The organism is Synechococcus sp. EJ6-Ellesmere, assembly GCF_024345875.1.
GTDB lineage: Bacteria > Cyanobacteriota > Cyanobacteriia > PCC-6307 > Cyanobiaceae > Regnicoccus_A > Regnicoccus_A antarcticus.
The window spans coordinates 1-22,550 of the sequence record NZ_JAGQBY010000008.1 but is presented as its reverse complement, the minus strand read 5'-3'; the positions used below and the strand labels follow the sequence as shown (position 1 = coordinate 22,550).

Sequence of the window (22,550 nt, the reverse complement as noted above, 5' to 3'; positions counted from 1 at the left end):
GGACCGGACGGGGGCCGCTGGGGCGCCCCTGACCGCCTGGCGGTGCCGCTCTCGGATCGGGGCCTGAGCCTGGCCGATGGGCTGTTCGAAACGGTGCTGGTGGAGGGGGGGCGACCCCGGTTGCTGGCGCAGCACCTTCAGCGCTGGCGGCGCGGGGCGGATGTGCTGGGGCTTGAGCCCCCACCGCAGCTGGAGCGGGTGGCGGTACTGGCCCGCGAGGCGATCGAGCGCAGCGGGATCGGCGGCGGGGCCCTGCGCCTCAACTGGAGCCGGGGCGATGGCGCGCGTGGCCTCGAACCCTCGCCCGGACCTGCTCGCTTCTGGTTGCAGCTCAGTGCCGCTTGGCCTGATTTCAGCTCGGTTTCGGTGATGGTGAGCCGGCTCGAGCGACGCAATGCCGCCAGCCAGCTCAGCTCCTGCAAGACCTTTGCCTATGGAGCTTCGGTGCTGGCCCGATTGGAGGCCCAGCGGGCGGGGCAGCAGGAGGCGCTGCTGAAGAGCACGGCCGGGGGGCTTTGCTGCGGCACCAGCGCCAACCTGCTCGTGCGCCATTCCCGGGGCTGGTGGACTCCGCCCCTGGCCAGTGGCTGCCTGCCCGGGGTGATGCGGGCGAGGGCCCTGGCCCTGGGGCTGGCCCAGGAGGCTCCGGCGCCGATCGAAGCCCCTCAGTTGCGTCATGGTGCGCTGCTGATCAACAGCCTCGGCTGCCGGCCGATCCGGGCCCTGGCGGGGGAGGTGCTGCCCACCTGGCCGGAGCCGGAGCGGTTCTGGCGTGGGTTGCTCGCTGACGACTGATCCAGTGGCCATCGCCGCCGGCAGTTGTCATAGCGTCTGGTCATCAGCGGGTGAGCAGCGTGAGGGTCGAGGCGGCAGCGGTGATCCCGGGGTTGGCGTTGCTGCTGGCGGGGCTTTCGGCCTGCGGCGGGCCCAAAGAGGTGGCCGTTCAGAACGCCCGGCTGGGGGATGCGCTGGTGGAGGTCGAGGGGACCCGGGTCGAGCTGGCCCAGACCTTCAAGCCCGGGGTGTCCAATGGCCTCTACAAGGGCGCCGTCCGTCTGTATGGGCCTGGCCAGCCGGCGGACGGACGCCTGCATGCGCTCAACGCCGTCTGCAGCATCAAGGACACACCCGGCTGGCCCGCCTACGACAACGTTTATGGCTACCCCATCTCGGACGTTGCCGAGGCCGCTCAGCTGAGCGGCAAGAGTCGATGGCAGATTCTTTATCACTTTGATGGGCGGATCGAGGCCAGTGGCGGCCTTGAGCCTCAGGCCTGGACGGCTCGCCTCAGGGACAACCTCTGCCGCCGGGGTGATTTCGATGACAGCACGGCACGCCAGTGACCGGACCGCTGAGCGCGGGGTCCAGTAGCCGATGACACTGTTCCTCTTGGAGGGCTCGCGTTGGATGTGGTTGAAAACCGCAGCGATCCCCTCCTTTCGATGCCGAAAACACTGTTCAAGGTTGATCTCACCAAGACGATGGACCAGCAGGAGATGCCGGGCCATAACCGCTGGCATCCCGACATCCCGGCAGTGGTTTCAGTCAATCCGGGAGATGTGTTCAGGATCGAATGCAAGGACTGGACCGATGGCCAGATCAAGGACAATGATGATCCCAAGGACATCGCCGATGTCAATCTCGAGGTTGTCCATGTCCTGAGTGGGCCGATCTGGGTGAATGGTGCCCAGCCCGGCGACATCCTGGTGGTGGATATTCTTGATGTCGGCGCCCTGCAGGGAGATGAATGGGGCTTCACGGGAATCTTCGCCAAGGAAAACGGTGGCGGCTTCCTGACGGATCACTACCCCAAGGCGGCCAAGGCCATCTGGGATTTCGAAGGGATCTACACCAGCTCCAGGCATATCCCCGGGGTGCGCTTCGCTGGCATCACCCACCCCGGCCTGATCGGCTGCGCCCCCTCCCATGAGCTGCTGAGGGAGTGGAACCGGCGTGAAACCGAGCTGGTGAACCCCGCCTCGGACCGCCGCACCTATGGCGCCGGGCTCTCGGGCAGTGAGCCGGTGCTGGCGGCCCTGCCCAATCCCAACAGCGCTATCCTCGGAACTCTGCCCAGCTCGGAGTTCGAGCGGGTGGCCAATGAGGCGGCCCGCACGGTGCCTCCCCGGGAACATGGTGGTAACTGCGACATCAAGAATCTCACCAAAGGAACGAAGATCTACTTCCCCGTCTACGTGGAAGGGGCCAAACTCTCGATGGGAGACATCCACTTCTCCCAGGGGGATGGCGAAATCTCCTTCTGCGGCGCCATCGAGATGTCGGGCTACCTCGATCTGCATGTGGAGATCATCAAGGGCGGCATGGAGAAGTATGGGATGGTCAATCCCATGTTCAAGACCAGCCCCGTCGAGCCTCACTTCACTGATTACCTCGTGTTTGAGGGGATTTCAGTGGATGAGTTCGAAGGCAAGCAGTACTACATGGACGTGCACATCGCCTACCGGCGGGCCTGCCTCAATGCGATCGAATATCTCAAGAAGTTCGGCTACACCGGTGAGCAGGCGTACCTGCTGCTGAGTTGTGCGCCGGTTGAGGGACGAATCAGCGGCATCGTCGACATTCCCAATGCCTGTTGTACCCTGGCCATCCCAACCTCGATCTTCGACCAGGATATTCTGCCCTGCTGATCAGTCAGGGTGAATCTGGGGGGCCTGAGCATCAGGCCCCCTTTGTATTGTGCCGATCCTTTTGCCAAGATCCCTGTCTTCTCCCACCATGCCTGTCTACGAATACAGCTGCGCCAACGGCTGCGAAAACTATGAAGTCTGGCGCAGCATCGATGAGCGCCAGAGCAACACGAACTGTCCTGCCTGTGATGCGGAAGGAAAGCGTGTGTTCACGCCGGTGATGTCCCTCACCGGCCCTTTACGGCTGAAGCAGGAACAATCGGAACCGCGACTGGTGCGCAAAGAAGTTGCTCAGCCGGCGACGGCGAAGCCCCGGCTGAAGCAGAGCAGCACCCGTCCCTGGATGCTCAATCGAGGCTGCTGACACCCGCGGAAGTGAGAGTTCAGGTCCGGGCGTCGACTCCTGCTGGGAGCCAACGCCCAGGCGCATTCGATGTCGATCAGACCGTCAGGAACTCCTTGATCACCTCGTCGGAGAGCTGATCCGTCTTGCCACTGGCCACAATGCCTCCACGCTGCATGGCGTAATAGAAATCGGACTGGCGCACGAAGTGAAGATGCTGCTCCACCAGCAGCACGCTGATGCCGGTCTCCTTCATGATTCGCTGAACGGCGTGCTCGATGTCGAGGATGATCGAAGGCTGAATCCCTTCGGTCGGTTCATCCAGCAGCAGCAGTTTCGGCTTGCGCAGCAGAGCTCGGGCGATGGCCAGCTGCTGCTGCTGACCGCCACTGAGGTCGCCACCCTTGCGCTTGAGGAACTTCTCGAGAATCGGAAACAGATCGAAGATCAGAGGATCGATGTGGCGGTTCTTCTCGAGCCCTCCGGGAAGGGCCTCCATGCCCAGCAGGAGATTCTCCTTGACCGAAACCTGGGGAATGATGTCCCTGCCCTGGGAGACATAGCCGATGCCTGCACGAGCTCTCCGGTAGGGAGGCTGGCTGGACAGTTGACCGCTGCCGTATTCGATGGTGCCCGAACGCTGCTGCAGCAGTCCGATGATGGTCTTGAGAAACGTGGTTTTGCCGACGCCGTTGCGACCGATCAGGCAGACCATTTTCCCTTCATGGATGCTCAGGTCCACGTTGCGGAGAATATGGCTTTCTCCGTAATACACATTCAGACCGTTGACCTGGAGCAGGGGTTTTTCGCTGGTGGTAGACATGGGGGCGGTGGTTGAAGGTCGGAAAACGGTTACTGTTCGGGCGGCCCCAGGTAGACCTCGATAACCCTTGGATCGGCTTTGACCTGGTCCAGCGGACCCTCAGTGAGCACCTGCCCCTGGTGCAGAACGGTGACGTCGAAATCGAGATCCCGGATGAATTCCATGTCGTGCTCGATCACCACCACGGTGTGGTCGCCGGCCAGGGACTTGATCAGTTCGGCCGTTCGCAGGGTTTCCTCATCGGTCAGACCGGCAACCGGTTCATCCAGGAGCAGCACTTCCGGGGCCTGGGCCACCAGGCAAGCGATGGCCAGCCACTGCTTCTGGCCATGGGAGAGGGAGCCAGCCTTCACGGTGGCGAAGGGTGCCAGGCCCACATAGTTCATGATGCGATGAACCTCGTCCTTGGCCGCCTGGGGAAGGCCCGACCCCAGCAGGCTGAAGGCGTTTTTCAACGGGGAGGCGGCCAGCTCGAGATTGCGAAGCACGCTGAGGTTCTCGAAGACCCTCGGGGTCTGGAACTTGCGGCCGATCCCCTGACGAGAGATCTTCTGCTCCGAAACACCGAGAAGCGATTGTCCCTTGAAGGTCACCGAGCCCTTGGTGGGTCGAACCTTGCCGGTGATCACATCCAGAAATGTTGTCTTGCCGGCACCGTTGGGCCCGATGATCGACTTCAACTCACCCTTATATAACTTCAGGCTGAGATCGGTGAGGGCATAGAAGCCATCGAAACTCACGCTGACGTCATTGAGCTCAAGTAGAGGTTCTGACATGGACATCGGAAAGGAGCGTATTCGAGAAAGCAGTCACGAAGAAAAACCTGGCAGTATTGTCGGACTGACTAGTCCACGGGGAGAGCCTCCTCATCGATCCGGGGATAGGTTTTTGCCTTCTTGGCGATGCCGAAGGCGGCCAGCAGACTCCTGAATCCGCCGTTGACAACCCAGCCATAAATGCCATCGGGCATGAGCACAACCACGAAGATGAACAGGGCACCCTGGACGAAGAGCCAGGCCTCTGGCAGGGCCTCGCTTACCAGGCTGCGCAGGTAGTTGACCACCGTGGCGCCGATGATGGGACCCACCAGAGTCCCCCGGCCGCCCACGGCCACCCAGATCACCATCTCGATCGAGAAGGAGATCGACATGTACTGGGGCGAAACGATGCCGGACTGCACGGTGTAGAGCGCGCCGGAGATTCCGCACAGGGCTCCCGCCACCAGGAAGACGATGGTCTTGAACGGGACCGGATTGAAACCGGCAAAACGAAATCTTGTCTCATCATCACGGATGGCGATCAGGGCATCACCGAAGCGCCCGCTGGTGAAGTACCGGCAGATCAGAAAAGCCAGGGGGAGCAGGATCACCGTGAGGCGGTAGAACCACACCTGCATGTCAGGGGAACCCACCAGTTGGCCGAACAGCTGCGAGGTGCTGGTTTTGAGGCCGTTGGTGCCGTCGAAAAGCTTCTGCTGGCCGTTGAAGAAGTGGAAGAACACCATCAACGCGGCTTGGGTGATGATGGAGAAATACACTCCTTTGATCCGGTTTCTAAAGATCAACCAACCCACCACACCAGCCACCACGGCTGGGATCACCCAGATGGCGATCAGCGTGAATACAGGTGACCAGAAGGGCTTCCAGAAAAAGGGCAGCTCAGCGACGCCGTAGTTCTCGAAAAATTTGGGGATGCCATTACCGCCAGCCAGGCTCTTGGTATTGAGCATCAGGTACATGGCCACCGCGTAGCCACCCAACGAGAAGAAGATCCCCTGACCCAGGCTCAGCAGACCGGTGTATCCCCAGATCAGATCGATCGCCAGAGCGGTAATGGCGAGCGCGAAATAGCGACCGAAGAGGTTGAGCCGAAAATCGTCGAGCGCCGCCGGCAGGATGAACAGGGCAACCGCCAGCAGAATCCAGGGGACAAGTCTTTTGAAGAGTTTCAAGGTAGAGGCCTCCTCGTGGGGAGATGGAACGGGAATCTGCAGCGGGTGGGGATGATCGGGTCAGGCATCGACCGAGCGACCCTTCTGAGGGAACATGCCGTTGGGACGGAACTGGAGGAAGACGATGATGAAGATGAAGACGAGGACCAGCGACATGCTCGTGGTCGCGAAGAATTCAGTGACCCCTCGGGCGGCCGCCGGCATATCCGGGAAGATGGTGAGCAAGGTGCCGGAGCCGATCACCGATTGAATGATCCCGAGCAGAATCGCCGCGATCACGGTGCCGAGCAGGTTGCCCACCCCGCCCAGCACGATCACCATGAAGCAGGACACGATATACGCGGCTCCAAGGTTGGGGCCCACCGATCCCAGCAGAGTGATGGCGCACCCAGCCACACCGGCCAGTCCGGATCCGATACCGAAGGTGATGCTGTCCACGCGATCGGTTGGAATACCGAGACAGTTGCTCATCTGACGGTTCTGGGTGACTGCGCGGATCCGCAGACCCCAGACGCTTTTATTCAGGAACCAGTAGGTGGCCAGAAGCAAAAGGGCCGACAGCAGGATGATGAAGATCCTCAGACCGGGCAGTTCGATGGTGCCGATCATCCCCCAGCTACCCTGCAGCCATTTCGGTGCCGTCACATCGATGTTGCGGGGACCGAACCAAGGCTTGGAGAGTGGCCGGAACTGATCGAAGAGATTCACGGCAATCAGACCGATGAGGATGGAGAGAGCCCAGCCCAGTCCATTGAGATAGGTGAAGAAAGGCTTCTGTGAGAACTTCGCGCGCAGTAACTTAGAAAGTAAGACCCCGGAAGCTACACCCACAATGATGCCAAGCATCATGGCCGTTGAGACACTTCGAATCAGCTGGATGAGAATCAGGCTGACTCCCCAAGTGGCGAGCAGTGTTTCCAGGGGTCTGCCGTAAAGCTGTCGGATCAGCGTTCTCTCCAGCAGCACTCCAATCAATCCCGTGACGATGAAGGCAAGCACCAGAGAGACCGGGAAATACAGCTCGAAGATCACACCACCCATGGGTTTGAACGCCGACTGCACCACGTAGGTGACATAGGCGCCCAGCATCATGAACTCACCATGGGCGAGGTTGATGACCCCCATCAAGCCAAAAACGATGGCCAGACCGGTAGCTGCAAGCAGCAGAACCGATCCGATGCTGAGGCCATCGAGGATCTGAGAAAAGAAAAGTTCCAACGGAATGAATGTTGAAAGTTAGGTCCAGAATCGCGTCAGCGATGCTGGACCAGGTCGAACGGGGTGGTGGTGTATCGATCTGGATGGCGGGCGGTGGTTCCTGGAGGAACCACCGATTCTTCATCGCCTCCCGGGGATGGCCCTGATCACATCTTGAACTTGCCTGCATCAGGACGATCCTGAGTCCAGTCGCAGGTGAAACCCTTGGTTTCGGGCACGAACTGGTTCCAGGGGATGGGCGGAATGGCCGTCTTGCTGTCCTCGAGGATCTTGAACTGACCGTTGGCTTCGGCTTCACCGATCAGCACCCGCTCGGAGGTGTGGTGATTGGGGAACATTTCGATCTCGCCCTGGGGCGCATCGAATTTGATGCCGATCATGGTCTTGCGGACCTTGTCGAGATCTTCGAAGGTACCGGCCTTCTCAACAGCGTTCTTCCAGAGGTACACCATGTTGTAGGCCGATTCAGCTGGGTCACCGGTGACCCGATCGGCGCCATACATCGCCTGGAAGTCGGAGGTGAACTTCTTCGAGGCCGGGGTGTCCAGGCTCATGAAGAAGTTCCAGGTGGCATAGGTGCCAGTGGTGTACTCAGGGCCGATCTGACGGATCTCCTCCTCAGCAATCGAGAAGGACATGATCGGGTATTTTGCCGGGTCAATGCCGGCGGCCTTGAATTGCTTGAAGAGGGCAACGTTGGAGTCGCCGTTCAAGGTGTTGATGATGATGCCGCCATCCGGGAACGCCTTCTTGATCTTGGCGATGATCGGGGCTACCTCGGTGTTGCCGAGAGGGATGTAGTCTTCGCCAACGGTTTCACCGCCAAGAGCCTTCATCTGCTCCTTGATGATGGTGTTGGCGGTCCGAGGATAGACGTAGTCTGAGCCAACCAGGTAGACCTTTTTGCCCAGCTTATCGCCGTAGGTCTTCATCAGCCAGTCAACGGCTGGTTCAGCCTGCTGGTTGGGAACGGCGCCCGTGTAGAAGATGTTCCTGGAGCACTCCTGCCCTTCATATTGAATCGGGTAGAAGAGCATATGGTTCTTGGCCTCATACACCGGCAGCATGGCTTTGCGGCTGGCGGAGGTCCAGCCTCCGAACACTACGGCCACCTTGTCGGAGTCGATCAGCTTCTGCGATTTCTCGGCGAAGGTGGGCCAATCGGAGGCACCATCTTCGGCAACAGCGACGATTTTGTACGATTTGCCGTCAACCTTGACGCCGCCGGCGTCGTTGATCTCCTTGATCGCCATCTCTTCGACCTCTTTCAGGGTCGTTTCCGAGATGGCCATGGTGCCACTCAGGGAGTGGAGGATGCCAACTTTGACCTCGCCGTCGAAGTTGCCAGCGGAGTCTCCACCGTCACCGCCACCGCCACCGCAGGACACCAGAGTGATGCTGACGGCGGAAGCAGCAAGTCCAGCAAACAGCCGCCGAGAGAGATTCTGAACCATTGGTGCTTTGTCAAGGTGAGGGTATGCCGCGATGCTGACGGCAGCTCGGAACTTACGGAGATCGCCCAGGGCGCTATGTATCCGATCGCACGAAACCTCTGTGCTGGCTCAGGGTGTGTGGATTTGCTGGTGAAGCCAGGTCCCTGACTCAGGCCCTTGGGCTGGGTAACTGTTCACGCAGAAAGGATTCGACACGCTCCAGGCCTTCTCCGCTGCGAAGGTTGGTGAAGCACCAGGGGCGGCCCGGTCGCATCAGTTCAGTGTCTCGTTGCATCACGCTCAGATCGGCGCCCACCATCGCTGCCAGATCGATCTTGTTGATCACCAGCAGGTCGGAGCGGGTGATGCCCGGCCCCCCCTTCCTGGGGATCTTGTCCCCGGCGGCCACGTCGATCACATAGATGCACAGATCCACCAGCTCCGGACTGAAGCTGGCCGCGAGATTGTCACCGCCGCTCTCCACCAGCACCAGATCGAGATCAGGGAACTGGTTCTCCAGTTCCTCCACCGCGGCGCGGTTGATCGAGCAGTCTTCCCGGATGGCGGTGTGGGGGCAACCTCCCGTTTCCACCCCGCGGATGCGCTCGGGCTCCAGAGCGCCGGCGCGGGTCAGGAACTGGGCGTCTTCCTGGGTGTAGATGTCATTGGTCACTACCGCCAGCTCCAGCTCCTGGCGCAGCCGCCGGCAGAGGGCTTCAACGAGGGCCGTTTTGCCGGAGCCCACGGGTCCCGCCACTCCAACGCGCAGTTTGCTCATGCTGGTGGGCCGCCTTGAGGGTCAACTGCGAAACAGCCTGGAGTAAAGCTCGGCGTGGTGGAGCTGGCAGAGGCCAGAGCCGATGCCGCCGGTCCATTGCTCGCGGGGATCGGCGAGCGCCAGCTCGCGGCCCCGCTCCACCAGTAACGGTGCCAGGGCCAGCTGCAGCCGTTGTCCCTGGGTGGGCCCAAGGGGCACCAGGCGCACGGCGGCACTGATCTGGTTGGCGCACCAGCCATAGAGGTAGGCCTCCACCAGATCAGGCAGTGGGAGCTCCAGGCAAAGCCCCGCCCAGGCCCAGGCCGCCGGCCAGGCCAGCTCGACGGCAGGCTGCAGCGGCCAGCCCAGCTGCGCCAGCAGCTGCAGCAAGGAGCGTCCCATCTGACGTTGCTGGGACCGCAGTTCAGGCGCTTCGCGCTGGACCAGCAGCCAGCTGTCGAGATCCATCAACGTTGCCCGGGCACGCTGAGCCCCCTCGCTCTCGGCTCCCGCTGCAGCCATGAGCTGGTGCTGGCGCAGGGCCTCCTGCAGAGGGCCCAGGGCCGCCGCCTCGATGCCGATGCTGCCGCGCCGGAGCTCGGCTTCGAGCCAGTCCTGCAGAGCCCTCGCCGTGGTGATGGTTCCCCTCTGCACCAACACCTCCAGCCCCTCCGAGTAGCTGAACGCCCCCACCGGCAAGGCGGGGCTCACCAGTTGCAGCAGATACAGTCCGGCGACACTCATCGCGCCTGGTCGCCGTCGTGGTTGTGGTCGCCACTGTGGGCGTGGGAGTGGTTGTGGGATTCACTGGCTGTGGCATAGGCACCCGGCTCCGGCAGAAACGGCTCCAGGCGGTGCTCCACCAACAGCCCCCGTTGCCGTATCAGCTCCTCCAGCACCCCGTCCTCCAGCAGCCTCAGCTCCCGGGGGCGCAGCTCCAGCGACACATGGCGGTTGCCCAGGTGGTAGGCGGCCTGCAGCAACGCCAGGGAATCCGGGCTGCGCACCACCAGCACCGGCTCAGGCGCTGGCTGCACCACCACCAGCACGCTGCGATCGGCCGGCATCAGCCGCTCGCCCGGCTCCAGGGCCGGTCCTCGCGGCAGGTGCAGCAGCAGTTCGCGCCCGCAGGAGGTGCGCCGCCGCCCGCGCAGGCTGGTGCGCTCCTGGGCGCTCAAGGGCAGATTCAGCGCCGGCATGAGCGCACCCGGCGCCTGCTCCTGGCCGCGCAACTCGAGCTGCAGCGGCGGTGTGACCTGGGGTGGACTCGAGCTCGGGGGCCTGGACACAGGGCCGTCAGCCTCAGAACAAGGCGCCAGCCTCCCCAGGCCGGGAGGCAATCCCTGTGGCAATGGCTACCAAATCAGCTCTGGCGGCCTGGGCCAGGATTCCCCGGACACTGCCGAACTCTCAGGAGCGCAATTGCCCATGCTCAGCGCTCCCCCGAAGCCCTGGTGCGCAGAGGCCCACCTGCGCTTCCAGCGACCGGCTGATCGCGGCACCCAGCACCAGGGCGGTGCCACGGCCCCCCTCAAGATCCAGCGGGCCTTCGCCCGCGCCGATGGCCGCTGCGAACTGCCGCTGCTGCACACGGGCGGTGGTCTTGTGGGGGGCGATGAGCTGAGCATTGGAGCTGAGCTCGGGCCCCACAGCCGTGCCCTGATCACCAGCGTCGCCGCCCAGAAGGTGTATGGGTCCGTGGGACGCTCCCGCCTGGCGCCCCGGGGCAGCTGGAGCCGCCAGCGGCTGAGCTTCGAGCTGCTGGAGGGGGCGGACCTGGAATGGCTGCCCCAGGAGGTGGTGGTGTTCGCAGGAGGTCTGATTGAGCAGATCTGCCGGGTGGAGCTGGCCGAGGGAGCCAGCTGGCTCGGGGCCGATGTGGTGCGCCTGGGCCGCAGTGCCGATGCCGAAACCCTGGGGGAGGGCTGCTGGCGCTCGCGCCTGGAGGTTCGCCAGCAGGGGCGCTGGAGCGTGGTCGATCAACTGGAGCTGTCGGGAGAGACCTTGCGCTCCCCCCACGGGCTGGCGGGGATGCCCGTCTTCGGCAGCCTGGTCTGGGCGGCGCCGGCGCCGGTGCCGGAAGCTCTTCTGGAGCTCTGCCGAGCCGATCGGACCGGGCTGGAGGGGGAGATGGCCTGCGGCCGGCTCGATCAGGGGCTGGTGGCCCGTTACCGGGGCGGCTCCACCCAGGCGGCCCGCTGGTGGTTCACCCGCATCTGGGCGCGGATCCGCGCCGAGCGGGGCCTGGCGGTGCCGGTTCTCCCCCGGGTGTGGCCGTTCCAGGAGGATCCCTGGCTCGACACCTCGGACGGGATCGTCATGGCCTCGGGACCCTCCGTCAGACCTGGAGCGCTTCAGGGGCCCTCACGCCCGCTGTGATCCGTCCGTCTGCGGCCAGTGCCGCATCACCACAAGCCCCAGCACCACGAGCACGGCCGGGATCAGGCCGATGCAGAGGCGGATCATCACCAGGGCCGGATGGGGCTGGCCACCGACCAGCCCCGCCACGTAGCCGCTCCAGCTGAGCAGGTTTCCCAGCAGAAACACCGACACGGCGCTGCCCAGCTTCTGGGTCATCACCATCCAGGCGGTGAACAGCCCGGCCGGCCGCTCCGGATCGGCGTCGATCGCGTCGGGCAGCAACGACCAGGGCAGCAGGTAGGCGGTGGCGGCCCCCAGGCCCAGCAGAATCACCACCCCCACCAGCAGCGAGAACTTCAGGCCGTTGCCCCCAGGGGCCAGCGGGGCCGCGGCGGCATCCAGCGGCACCAGCACCATGGCCAGACCCCCCATGGCGATCCAGACGCCACACCCCCAGCGCAGGGCGAACAGCCGTCCCCGTCGGGCCGCCAGCCGGCTCCACAGCTCCAGCCCTGCCATGGCACTCAGCTGGAAGGGGATCAGCATCCAGGTGCTCCAGGCCTGGGGCAGATGCATCACCTCGGTGAGATAGAGCAACGACACCGGCTGCATCAGTTGCAGCGCTCCCCAGAGCAGGAGATACAGGCCCACCATCCGCAGGAAGCGGCCATTGCGCCGGATGCGTCCCAGCTGGGCGGTGATGGGCTCGGGTGACCCCGAGGGCCGGCGGCACACCCGTGCGGCCGGCGCCAACCCCCAGGCGGACAGCAGGGTGCCGACGACCACCACCGCTCCTGCGGCCACCCCCATCGCCAGGTAGCCCGGGGCGCCGTAGCCCACCAGCAGCGCGCCGAGCATCAGGCCCAGCAGGCTGCTGAGAATCGAGCCGGTGAATCGGGCCGCGTTGAGGCGGGTGCGCAGCCGGGTGTCTTCGCTGAGCTCGGTGGCCAGGGCGCAGAAGGGCAGGTTCACGCCCGTGTAGGCGGCCATGAACACCACGGAGATCAGCACGAACCAGCCGAAGCGCAGCAGTTCACCACCAGGGGGGAACCACCACATCAGCGCCATGCTCAGCCCGAGGGGTACCGCGCTCCAGACCATCCAGGGGAGGCGGGGCCCGAAGCGGCTGCGGGTGCGGTCGCTGAGCCAGCCCAGCAGCTGATCATTGATGGCGTCCCAGAGCCGGCCCACCATCAGCACCAGGCCAGCCAGCCAGGGGGGGAGCCCGGCGATCTGGGTGTAGAAGACGAACAGATAGAAGCCGATCAGGGCCGCCGCCAGCCCGGTGCCGGCGTCACCGAGGCCGTAGGCGAGCACCGTCCGGCGACGCAGGGCCGCCGGCAGCTCCAGCAGATCGATCGGCTCGGCCATGGCGGTGGGGCTGCTTGGACTCCGAGCATGCTGGTCTCGAGGCCTCGAGCCGGCGGTGAAAGTTCCTGCTGAACCTGGCGGCCTGCCAGGCCACTGCCAGAGTGCCTGCGGAACGCCCCGGCCCATGTATCTCACTCCCCAGGAGAAGGACAAGCTGCTGATCGTCACCGCAGCGCTTCTGGCGGAGCGCCGGCTGCAGCGGGGTCTGCGTCTCAACCATCCCGAGGCCGTGGCCTGGCTCAGCTTTCTTGTGCTCGAGGGGGCCCGCGACGGCCGCAGCGTGGCTGAACTGATGGCCGAGGGCACCACCTGGCTCAGCCGCGAGCAGGTGATGGAGGGGGTGCCGGAGCTGATCCCCGAGGTGCAGATGGAGGCCACTTTTCCTGATGGCACCAAGCTCGTCACCCTGCATGAACCGATCCGATGATTCCCGGCGAACTTTTTCCTGAGCCCGGCAGCCTCGAGCTCAACGCCGGCCGGCCGGTCACCACGATCGAGGTGGCCAACCGGGGTGATCGTCCTGTGCAGGTGGGATCCCACTTCCACTTCCACGAGGCCAACCATGCCCTGGTCTTCGATCGGGAGGCGGCTCGGGGCCAGCGCCTCGACATCCCCGCCGGCACCGCGATCCGCTTCGAGCCGGGGGATCAACGTCCCGTTCAGCTGGTGCCCCTGGCCGGATCCCGCTGTGTGTTCGGCTTCAACGGCCTGATCAACGGCCCCCTCGACTGCTCTCCCCCGGGCCACACCGCCCATCCCCCGTTCCTTCGCCACCCGCACCAGCCATGCCCTATCGGATGGACCGCCGGGCCTACGCCGAGACCTATGGCCCCACCACCGGCGACCGGCTGCGGCTGGCTGACACCGAGCTGATTCTGGAGGTGGAGGACGACTTCACCAGCTACGGCGAGGAGGTGAAGTTCGGCGGCGGCAAGGTGATCCGCGACGGCATGGGCCAGGCCCAGACCTCCCGCGCCGACGGGGCGGTGGACACGGTGATCACCAACGCCCTCATCCTCGATTGGTGGGGGATCGTCAAGGCCGATGTGGGCTTGCGCGACGGACGCATCTGCGCCATCGGCAAGGCAGGGAACCCCGACATCACCGACGGGGTGACGATCGTGGTGGGGCCCGGCACCGAGGCGATCGCCGGGGAGGGCCACATCCTCACCGCCGGCGGCATCGACACCCACATCCATTTCATCTGCCCGCAGCAGATCGAAACGGCCCTGGCCTCAGGGGTCACCACCCTGCTGGGCGGCGGCACCGGCCCGGCCACCGGCACCAATGCCACCACCTGCACCCCCGGGGCCTTCCATCTGGCCCGGATGTTCCAGGCCGCTGAAGGCCTGCCCGTGAACCTGGGCTTCTATGGCAAGGGCAACGCCAGCACGCCCGAGGCGCTCGAGGAGCAGGTGCGGGCCGGAGCCTGCGGTCTCAAGCTCCACGAAGACTGGGGCACCACCCCGGCGGCGATCGATTGCTGTCTCACCGTGGCCGACCAGCTCGACGTGCAGGTCTGCATCCACTCCGACACCCTCAATGAGGCGGGTTTTGTGGAGGACACGATCCGGGCGATCGGCGGCCGCACCATCCACACCTTCCACACCGAAGGGGCTGGCGGCGGCCACGCCCCGGACATCATCCGGATCTGCGGCGAGGCCAACGTGCTGCCCAGTTCCACCAACCCCACCCGCCCCTACACCCGCAACACGCTCGAGGAACACCTCGACATGCTGATGGTGTGCCACCACCTCGATGCGGCCATCCCCGAAGACGTGGCCTTCGCCGAATCGCGCATCCGGCGCGAAACCATTGCCGCCGAGGACATCCTCCACGACCTGGGGGCCTTCAGCATCATCGCCAGCGACTCCCAGGCCATGGGCCGGGTGGGTGAGGTGATCACCCGTACCTTCCAGACCGCCCACAAGATGAAGGTGCAGCGCGGCACCCTGCCGGAGGACAGCGCCGGTGCGGGCCGCGGCCGCAACGACAACGTGCGCCTCAAGCGCTATGTGGCCAAATTCACGATCAACCCGGCGATCGCCCACGGCCTCGACAGCCAGATCGGCTCGGTGGAAGTGGGCAAACTGGCTGATCTGGTGCTCTGGAAGCCCGGCTTCTTCGGGGTCAAGCCGGAGCTGGTGGTCAAGGGGGGCTCGATCGTCTGGGCCCAGATGGGTGATGCCAACGCCTCGATCCCCACCCCCGGTCCGGTGCACGGACGGCCGATGTTCGCGGCCTACGGCGGTGCCCTCGCCCCCAGCTGCCTCACCTTCCTGAGCCAGGCGGCCCTCGACGATGACCTGCCCCGCAAGCTGGGCCTGAAGCGGCCCTGCGTGCCGGTGGTTCACACCCGTGGCATCGGCAAGGCCCAGATGCGCAACAACAGCGCCCTGCCCAAGGTGGAGGTGGACCCCCAGACCTATGAGGTTTTCGCCGACGGTGAACTGCTCACCTGCGAGCCCGCCGACGAGCTGCCGATGGCGCAGCTCTACTTCCTGCTCTGAGGGCCCGCGCCAACAACGGGCCCTGGCCGGGTGTGGATCTGGATCGATCCAGCTCAACCCACCGGCAATCGGTAGCGATAACCACCAGAGTTGTCAATGCCGCTGTCCATGATCAAGCCATGGCCACGCCAGCGTCGATGTTCACTGACTACAAGCCCAGCAAGGGTTACGACGAGTATTTCAGCGCCGCCTCCGAGCCGCGCTCGGCCCTGAGTCCCCTGCTCTCGTCCCTCGGTCAGCTGGGGATCGAGGAGATCAACCGCAACCATGCCGCCGCCGGCATGTTGCTCAAGCGCCTCGGCGCCACCTTCCGCCTCAACGGCTCCGGTGAGCGGGGCGGTGAGCGGATCCTTCCCTTCGATCCCCTGCCGCGTCTGATCCGCTCGGGCGAATGGCAGCGGCTGGAACTCGGCCTGATTCAGCGGCTGGAAGCGATCGACAGCTTCCTGGGCGATGTCTACGGCGATCAGAAAATCCTCAGCGACGGGGTCGTGCCCCGGGAGGATGTCGAGAGCTCCCAGGGCTGGCGGCCCCAGATGCAGGGGTTCAAGCCGCCCCTGGGCCGCTGGTGCCACATTTCCGGGCTTGATCTGATCCGCGACGGCCAGGGCACCTGGCGGGTGCTGGAGGACAACCTGCGCTGCCCCTCGGGGGTGGCCTACTTCCTCGAGAACCGCCGCGTGATGAAGCGGATGTTCCCCAGCCTCTTCGCCGGCCGCACGGTGCAGCCCATCGACGACTATCCGTCGCACCTGCTGCAGACCCTGCGCGACCTGGCCCCCTGGACCGACACCCCCAAGGTGGTGCTGCTCACCCCCGGGGTCTTCAACAGCGCCTACTTCGAGCACAGCTACCTGGCCCAGCAGATGGGCATCCAGCTGGTGGAGGGTCGCGATCTGGTCTGTGAGGGGAACCGGGTCTGGATGCGCAGCACCTCCGGGCTTGAGCCGGTGGATGTGATCTACCGCCGGATCGACGACGACTTCCTCGATCCGGCCGTGTTCCGCCCAGACTCGATGCTGGGGGTGCGCGGGCTGATGGAGGCCTACCGGGCCGGGCGCGTGGCGATCGCCAACGCCCCCGGCACCGGTGTGGCCGACGACAAGCTGATTTACGCCTACGTGCCGGAGATGATCCGCTACTACCTGGGGGAGGAGCCGATCATCGAGAACGTGCCTACCTACATCTGCTCGCGGCCCGACGACCAGGCCTATGTGCTCGCCCATCTCAGCGAACTGGTGGTCAAGTCGGTGGCGGAGGCGGGCGGCTACGGCATGCTGATCGGCCCCCATGCCGATCAGGCCGAGATCCTTTCCTTCGCCGAGAAGATCAAGGCCGATCCCCGCAATTTCATCGCCCAGCCCACCCTTGAGCTCTCCACCGTGCCTTCCCTCAGTGAAGGCGAGCTCTACCCCTGTCACGTCGATCTGCGTCCCTACGTGCTGCGGGGCAAGGGCGCCTGGGTGAGCCCCGGGGGTCTCACCCGCGTGGCCCTGCGCCGCGGCTCCCTGGTGGTGAACTCCTCCCAGGGAGGAGGCTGCAAGGACACCTGGATCGTGGATGAGACTTCATGCTGAGCCGCGTCGCCGAATCCCTCTACTGGATCAACCGCTACGTGGAGCGGGCGGAGAACATCTCCCGCTTCCTTGAGGTGAGCGAGGCCATGGCCCTCGACTGCCCCCCCGGCAGTGCCGAGCCCTGGCTGCCGCTGATCGACGCCAGCGGCGACCGTGAACTCTTCGATCAGATCTTCCCCGCTGGGGGGCCCGAAGAGGTGGTGCGCTTCCTGGTCCAGGAGCCGGAGAATCCCAGCAGCATCGTCAACTGCATCGACGCGGCCCGCGAGAACGCCCGCCAGATCCGCGAGGTGATCACCACTGAGATGTGGGAGCAGCTCAACGATCTCTATCTCACCCTGCTCGAGAGTGATTCGTTCTGGCGGCTTCCCGGCCAGGAGCAGCTCCACGAGGTCCGCAAGGCCTGTCAGCTCTTCTACGGCATCACCGATGCCACCTTGAGCCGTGACCTCTCCTGGCAGTTCAGCAAACTGGGTCGACTGGTGGAGCGCGCCGACAAGACCAGCCGCATCCTCGACGTCAAGTACTACCTGCTGCTCCCCAGCCCCGAGGAGGTGGGAGGTGTGCTCGATGAGCTGCAATGGATTTCGCTGCTGCGCTCCGCCGGGGCGTACCAGATGTTCCGCCAGTCGCAGCAACAGGGCATCACCCCCCGGGCCGTGGCCGAGTTCCTGCTGCTCGATCCCATCTTTCCCCGCTCGGTGCGCTACTGCCTCGAAGGTCTCAGCAAGTCCATGCGGGTCATCCGCGGCAATCCGGTGCCCGGCCCCCCCGACGACCTCGAGTGCCTGACGGGACGCATGCTCGCCACCTGGAGCTACGTGCGCATCGACGAGCTGATCTCCCAGGGGCTGCATGAGGCCATCGACCGTTTCCAGGGCGATCTCAACCGCCTGCATGCCTTGATCGACGCCAACTACTTCGTCGTGGCCTCGCCCCAGGCGGAGCCGGACGACACTGCCGCGGCCGCCGACCCCAGCCCCTCCTCCAGCACCGTCGTTCCTGCATCCTCGGCATGCGCGCCCGCGTAACCCACACCCTCAGTTACCGCTATACAGCTCCTGTCCTGCTGGGTCCGCACCGCATCTGCCTGAAGCCAAGGGCCCATGGCTTCCAGCGCCTGCTCAGCTTCGATCTCTATCTCTCCCCGGATCCCCATCGCCTTCACCCGCTGGTGGCCGCCAGTGGCGACGACATCCTGCGGGCGCGCTTCAGTGGCGCCACCGATGCTTTCGACATCCGCTCCCAGTGCGAGGTGGAGACCCAGGTGCCGCCCCTGCTGCAGGTTTGCCTGGAGGAGAACGAGCCGTCCCTGCCCTATCCCAAGGGTCAGCTCAACGGCGACCTGCTGGGCAGTCTTGAGGGCTGGCTGCCGAATGGCCAGCACGATCCTGCCGCCGTGGAACTGGCCCAGGAGGCCCTGATGGGCAGTGATCAGCGGGCGCTGATGTTCCTCGATCAGCTGGTGGAGATGATTCAGGACCGGGTCAAGTACACCCAGCGGCACATCGGGCCGGCCTGGCCCGCCGGACGCACCCTCAAGGAGCGGGTGGGGTCCTGCCGCGATCTGGCGGTGCTGATGATCGAGGCCTGCCGCTGCGTGGGGCTGCCGGCTCGCTTCGTGAGCGGATACCACCTGGTGGAGCCCAGGCCCGACCGCTACGACCTGCACGCCTGGGCTGAGGTGTACCTGCCGGGGGCCGGCTGGCGTGGCTTTGATCCCAGCGGCATGGGGGCCATCGACGATCGCTATATCCCCCTGGCCACCTCCTCCAAGCCCAACCTGGCCGCGGCCGTGATGGGAAGCTTCAGCGGCCCCGCGGGGGTCACCAGCGAGATGCAATGGTCGATTGCGGCCGAAGTGCTGAGCGAGGACCACACCGTGCCCAACCTCCTGCACTTCTGAGGCGAACCTTCAGGGAACCTGGAATGAACCTGAATCGGTAACCGTTCCAGCAGCGATGGGGGGGTGTCCCGCAGCATGAAGGGACGAGTCGACCCGATCCGCCTCCATGGCAGCCAGCACCGTCCCCCCCACCGACCTCGGCGCGTCGCCATCCCTGGATGGCCACGCCCTGGCCGAGGCGATGCGCCGTCATCTGTTCTTCACCCAGGCCAAGTCACCGTCGCTAGCCACCAGTCACGACTACTACCGCGCCCTGGCGATGGCCGTGCGCGATCAGCTGCTGCAGAGCTGGGTGGACACGGCCGAGGCCTACACCCAGAGCGGGGTGCGCACGGTGTCCTACCTCTCTGCCGAGTATCTGCTTGGTCCTCACCTGGAGAACAACCTGGTCAATCTGGGCCTGCGCGAGGCGGCCCAGGAAGCCTGTGATGAGCTGGGCCTCGATCTGATGCATCTGATCGCCCAGGAGCCGGAACCGGGCCTGGGTAACGGCGGTCTGGGACGCCTGGCGGCCTGTTTCCAGGAATCGATGGCCAGCCTTGAGCTGCGCGCGAGCGGCTACGGCATCCGCTACGAATTTGGCATCTTCCGCCAGCAGATCAAGGCCGGCAGCCAGGTGGAGAGCACCGATCCCTGGTTGGCCCAGGGCAACCCCTGGGAAGTCATCCGCGCCGAATGGACCTATCCAGTCACGATCGGGGGCCACACCGTGATGGGCGTGGCCTACGACACCCCGATCCTGGGCTATGGCGTTCACACCGCCAACACCCTGCGGTTGTGGTCGGCCCAGGCGCCGGAATCCTTTGACTTCGCCTCCTTCAATGCCGGTGACTACACCCGGGCGGTGCTGCAGAAGATCAATTCGGAGACCCTCTCGAAGGTGCTCTATCCGAACGATGAGACCGACCAGGGCAAGCAGCTGCGCCTGAGTCAGCAGATCTTCTTTGTGAGCTGCTCCCTGCAGGACATGTTCCGCATCCTCAAGGGGCAGGGGTTGCCGGTCACGGAGTTCCACACCAAGTTCGCCGTTCAGCTCAACGACACCCACCCGGCCATTGCCGTGGCTGAACTGATGCGGCTGCTGATCGATGAGCACGGCGTCGACTGGGACACCGCCTGGTCGATCACCACGTCCTGCGTCAGCTACACCAACCACACCCTGCTGCCGGAGGCCCTGGAGACCTGGGGTGTCGACCTGTTCGAGCAGTTGCTGCCGCGCCAGCTGGAGATCATTTACGAGATCAACACCCGCTTCCTGCGCATGGTGCGCATCCGCCATCCAGGTCAGCCGGCCCTGCTGGAGCGGATGTCGCTGATTCAGGAGGGTCCGCACCGCAAGGTGCGCATGGCCAACCTGGCGGTGGTGGGCAGCCATCGGGTCAACGGTGTGGCTGAGCTGCACAGCAAGCTGGTGCGCAAGGACCTCTTCGCTCCCTTCGTGGAGCTGTGGCCGGACAAGTTCACCAACGTGACCAACGGCGTCACCCCCCGGCGCTGGATCGCCGTTGCCAACCCGTCGCTCTCGGACCTGCTCGATGACACCATCGGCAGCAACTGGCGCCGCGACCTCGGCGAGCTCTCCCGCCTCGAGTCGTATGCCGACGACACAGGCTTCCTGGAGCGCTGGCGTGGTGTTCGGGATCACAACAAACAGCGCCTCGCCAACCTGATCCACCAGCAGCTGGGCGTGCTCGTGGATCCCGTCTCCCTGTTCGATGTGCAGGTGAAGCGGATTCACGAATACAAGCGCCAGCACCTGGCGGCTCTGCAGATCGTCGAGCGTTATCTGCGTATCCGCAACGGCGAGGACCTGCCGCCGCGCACCTTCATCTTCGGCGGCAAGGCGGCGCCGGGCTACGCCATGGCCAAGCTGATCATCCGCCTGATCGGCGGCATCGCCGAGATCGTGAACATGGATCCGGCCATGGACGGGCGCCTGCGGGTGGTGTTCCTGCCCAACTTCAGCGTCAGCCTGGGGCAGAAGGTCTACCCGGCGGTGGATCTCTCCGAGCAGATCTCCACCGCCGGCCTGGAGGCCTCCGGCACCGGCAACATGAAGATGGCGCTGAATGGGGCCGTCACGATCGGCACCCTCGATGGCGCCAACATCGAGATCAGGGATCTCGTGGGCCACGAGAACTTCTTCCTGTTCGGCCACACCGCCGAGCAGCTGGAGGTGATCAACAGGAGCGGGTACCACCCGATGCCCTGGCTGGAGAACGACCCGATCGCGCGGGAGGCCATCGACCTGATCGGCTCGGGTCATTTCAGCGAGGGAGATCGCGACCTGTTCCACCCCCTGCTGGCCAACCTCTGCGGCAGTGATCCCTTCCGGGTCATGGCCGACATCGGCGACTACCGCAAGGCCCACAACGCCGTGGATGCCGCCTGGGTGGATTCCGTCGGCTGGAGCCGGATGTCGTTGCTCAATTCCGCCCGTTGCGGTTTCTTCAGCAGCGACCGCTCGATCCGCGACTATGCAGAGCGGATCTGGAACGTGGAGTCGATGCCCATCAATGCCTGCACGGTGCTGCCCTCGGCCCAGCCGGGTTCCCGCTGAGCCGATGGTGGTCACTGAGTCGATCCGGCACGCCTCCGCTGATGCCGGCTGGATGGCCGTCACCGCCGCGGAGGCGGAGCGGCGCCTGAGCGCCAAAGGCATCCAGCTCACCCTCGGTGGTGAGCCCACGGTGGTGCCGGTCGAACCCGAGGGGGCCGAATGGTCGGTGGCTGCCGATGGCCCCACCAAGCTGCGCTATGCGCGGCGGCTGGCCGCTGAACTGCAGCGGCGGGTCTGGCCCGGCAGCACCCTGATGTATTGCCCGGGCAAGCGCTACGACGGCGAGGTCAACCCCCGCTGGGCGCTGCGGCTGATCACGGGCCTCGATGGCACTCCCCTGGTGCCCTGGCCTCAGCAGGCGCCGGCCTCATCCCCGGCCGATCAGGCCGCTCCCCTCCCCCTGCCGGCCAAGCGGGCCGAGGACTTCCTGCATGGGATCGGCAAGGCCCTGGGCCATGAGGTGCACCCCCTGCGGCTGAAGGATCCCCTTGACCCCAGCTCCAAGATCTGGGCTGTCCCCCTGTCCCACAGCACCCCGACAGAGGAGGAACCTGATCTCCCCGAAGGCTGGCAGGCCGCCCGCTGGCCCCTGGCCAAGCCCCTGCGCGAGCTGCTTCCCGCCAGCGGCCCGGCGGGGCTGCGCCTGCCGCTGCAGCATTTCCCCGCGGGGGTGCTGCGCCAGGTGCTCACCCTGGAGGTGAGCCGCAATGGCTGGAACCTCTTCCTGCCGCCGCTGCCCCGCCAGCCCCTTGAGCAGCTGCTGCATCTGATCGCCGAGGCCAGTGCCGGCTGGAGTCAGCCTGAACTCAGCGGCGTGCTCCCCTCGGATCTCGATGGTTGCTGGAACGTGCTGGGCCTGACGGCCGATCCCGGCGTGCTGGAGGTGAATCTGCCGGTCTGTCACGGCTGGGCGGACTACAACTTCTGGATCCGCACCCTGAGCGAGGCCTCGGAAGCGGTGGGTCTGCGCAGCTGGAAGCAGCTGGGGGAGCGCCAGGAAGGCACCGGCGGTGGCAACCATCTGCTCTGGGGAGGCCCCAGCCCCGAGACCAATCCCTTCTTCTCAAGGCCGGCCCGGCTGGTGGCGATCCT

General features: G+C 65.0%; 21 protein-coding genes and 1 pseudogene. 13 read left to right on the top strand and 9 right to left on the bottom strand.

The annotated features are described in order from the left end of the window. Positions 1–42: 42 nt before the first annotated feature. The 4 genes from KBY78_RS01605 to KBY78_RS01590 all read left to right on the top strand — a co-directional run bounded on the left by KBY78_RS01605 (position 43) and on the right by KBY78_RS01590 (position 3,012). Entirely contained in the window at positions 43–795 is a 753-nt protein-coding gene (locus KBY78_RS01605) for an aminotransferase class IV (protein WP_255142052.1), read from the top strand. Positions 796–845: 50 nt separating this feature from the next. Beyond that, entirely contained in the window at positions 846–1,343 is a 498-nt protein-coding gene (locus KBY78_RS01600; RefSeq protein ID WP_255142051.1) for a hypothetical protein, read from the top strand. A gap of 99 nt (positions 1,344–1,442) precedes the next feature. Beyond that, on the top strand, positions 1,443–2,648 hold the full coding sequence (gene fmdA / locus KBY78_RS01595) for a formamidase (protein ID WP_255142050.1): 1,206 nt from the start codon (positions 1,443–1,445) through the stop codon (positions 2,646–2,648). A gap of 88 nt (positions 2,649–2,736) precedes the next feature. Beyond that, the gene (locus KBY78_RS01590) at positions 2,737–3,012 is read left to right on the top strand and encodes an FmdB family zinc ribbon protein (protein ID WP_255142049.1); all 276 of its coding nucleotides are present in this window, start codon (positions 2,737–2,739) and stop codon (positions 3,010–3,012) included. A gap of 76 nt (positions 3,013–3,088) precedes the next feature. Here KBY78_RS01590 and urtE read toward each other — a convergent pair whose 3' ends face one another. The 8 genes from urtE to ureE all read right to left on the bottom strand — a co-directional run bounded on the left by urtE (position 3,089) and on the right by ureE (position 10,462). Next, the gene (gene urtE, locus KBY78_RS01585; RefSeq protein WP_255142048.1) at positions 3,089–3,814 is read right to left on the bottom strand and encodes an urea ABC transporter ATP-binding subunit UrtE; all 726 of its coding nucleotides are present in this window, start codon (positions 3,812–3,814) and stop codon (positions 3,089–3,091) included. 29 nt (positions 3,815–3,843) lie between these two features. Beyond that, the gene (gene urtD, locus KBY78_RS01580; RefSeq protein ID WP_037981100.1) at positions 3,844–4,590 is read right to left on the bottom strand and encodes an urea ABC transporter ATP-binding protein UrtD; all 747 of its coding nucleotides are present in this window, start codon (positions 4,588–4,590) and stop codon (positions 3,844–3,846) included. A 68-nt stretch (positions 4,591–4,658) separates the two neighbouring features. Continuing rightward, positions 4,659–5,765 carry an urea ABC transporter permease subunit UrtC gene (urtC, locus tag KBY78_RS01575; RefSeq protein ID WP_255142047.1) on the bottom strand — a complete coding sequence of 369 codons (1,107 nt, stop codon included), beginning with the start codon at positions 5,763–5,765 and terminating at the stop codon, positions 4,659–4,661. Between the two features lie 60 nt (positions 5,766–5,825). After that, positions 5,826–6,983 carry an urea ABC transporter permease subunit UrtB gene (locus KBY78_RS01570; protein WP_255142046.1) on the bottom strand — a complete coding sequence of 386 codons (1,158 nt, stop codon included), beginning with the start codon at positions 6,981–6,983 and terminating at the stop codon, positions 5,826–5,828. Between the two features lie 146 nt (positions 6,984–7,129). After that, positions 7,130–8,437, bottom strand: coding sequence for an urea ABC transporter substrate-binding protein (urtA, locus tag KBY78_RS01565; protein ID WP_255142045.1), 1,308 nt, complete (start codon positions 8,435–8,437; stop codon positions 7,130–7,132). 148 nt (positions 8,438–8,585) lie between these two features. Continuing rightward, a complete protein-coding gene (gene ureG, locus KBY78_RS01560) occupies positions 8,586–9,194 on the bottom strand; it encodes an urease accessory protein UreG (RefSeq protein WP_197161197.1) in 609 nt (202 codons plus the stop codon). A 21-nt stretch (positions 9,195–9,215) separates the two neighbouring features. After that, on the bottom strand, positions 9,216–9,917 hold the full coding sequence (locus tag KBY78_RS01555; protein ID WP_255142044.1) for an urease accessory protein UreF: 702 nt from the start codon (positions 9,915–9,917) through the stop codon (positions 9,216–9,218). Beyond that, a complete protein-coding gene (gene ureE, locus KBY78_RS01550; protein ID WP_315856622.1) occupies positions 9,914–10,462 on the bottom strand; it encodes an urease accessory protein UreE in 549 nt (182 codons plus the stop codon). Before ureE ends, KBY78_RS01555 begins: the two co-directional genes overlap by 4 nt. A gap of 139 nt (positions 10,463–10,601) precedes the next feature. Here ureE and KBY78_RS01545 point away from each other — a divergent pair, with 139 nt between their 5' ends. Further along, on the top strand, positions 10,602–11,552 hold the full coding sequence (locus KBY78_RS01545; RefSeq protein WP_255142043.1) for an urease accessory protein UreD: 951 nt from the start codon (positions 10,602–10,604) through the stop codon (positions 11,550–11,552). On the opposite strand, the gene KBY78_RS01540 is transcribed toward KBY78_RS01545, so the two are convergent. After that, a complete protein-coding gene (locus tag KBY78_RS01540; RefSeq protein ID WP_255142041.1) occupies positions 11,538–12,905 on the bottom strand; it encodes an MFS transporter in 1,368 nt (455 codons plus the stop codon). The genes KBY78_RS01545 and KBY78_RS01540 overlap by 15 nt on opposite strands. A 124-nt stretch (positions 12,906–13,029) precedes the next feature. Between KBY78_RS01540 and KBY78_RS01535 the strand changes: the two genes are divergently transcribed. From KBY78_RS01535 to KBY78_RS01500, 8 genes and pseudogenes are all read left to right on the top strand, one after another. Continuing rightward, positions 13,030–13,332 (top strand): urease subunit gamma, encoded by a 303-nt coding sequence (locus KBY78_RS01535; RefSeq protein ID WP_006172936.1) that lies wholly within the window; start codon positions 13,030–13,032, stop codon positions 13,330–13,332. Next, positions 13,329–13,634 (top strand): annotated as a pseudogene (locus KBY78_RS01530) (urease subunit beta); the annotation flags it as partial. The gene KBY78_RS01535 and the pseudogene KBY78_RS01530, both read left to right, overlap by 4 nt. A 56-nt stretch (positions 13,635–13,690) precedes the next feature. Then, positions 13,691–15,415 carry an urease subunit alpha gene (gene ureC / locus KBY78_RS01525; RefSeq protein ID WP_006172938.1) on the top strand — a complete coding sequence of 575 codons (1,725 nt, stop codon included), beginning with the start codon at positions 13,691–13,693 and terminating at the stop codon, positions 15,413–15,415. A 137-nt stretch (positions 15,416–15,552) separates the two neighbouring features. Then, positions 15,553–16,992 (top strand): circularly permuted type 2 ATP-grasp protein, encoded by a 1,440-nt coding sequence (locus KBY78_RS01520; protein ID WP_006172939.1) that lies wholly within the window; start codon positions 15,553–15,555, stop codon positions 16,990–16,992. Then, positions 16,986–18,023 carry an alpha-E domain-containing protein gene (locus tag KBY78_RS01515; RefSeq protein ID WP_255142039.1) on the top strand — a complete coding sequence of 346 codons (1,038 nt, stop codon included), beginning with the start codon at positions 16,986–16,988 and terminating at the stop codon, positions 18,021–18,023. Before KBY78_RS01520 ends, KBY78_RS01515 begins: the two co-directional genes overlap by 7 nt. Beyond that, entirely contained in the window at positions 18,008–18,898 is an 891-nt protein-coding gene (locus KBY78_RS01510; RefSeq protein ID WP_006172941.1) for a transglutaminase family protein, read from the top strand. The genes KBY78_RS01515 and KBY78_RS01510 overlap by 16 nt, the downstream gene beginning before the upstream one ends. A 106-nt stretch (positions 18,899–19,004) precedes the next feature. After that, positions 19,005–21,458, top strand: coding sequence for a glycogen/starch/alpha-glucan phosphorylase (locus KBY78_RS01505; RefSeq protein ID WP_255142038.1), 2,454 nt, complete (start codon positions 19,005–19,007; stop codon positions 21,456–21,458). Positions 21,459–21,462: 4 nt separating this feature from the next. Beyond that, positions 21,463–22,550: transglutaminase family protein (locus KBY78_RS01500; protein ID WP_255142037.1), on the top strand; the 1,088-nt coding region annotated here is incomplete at its 3' end.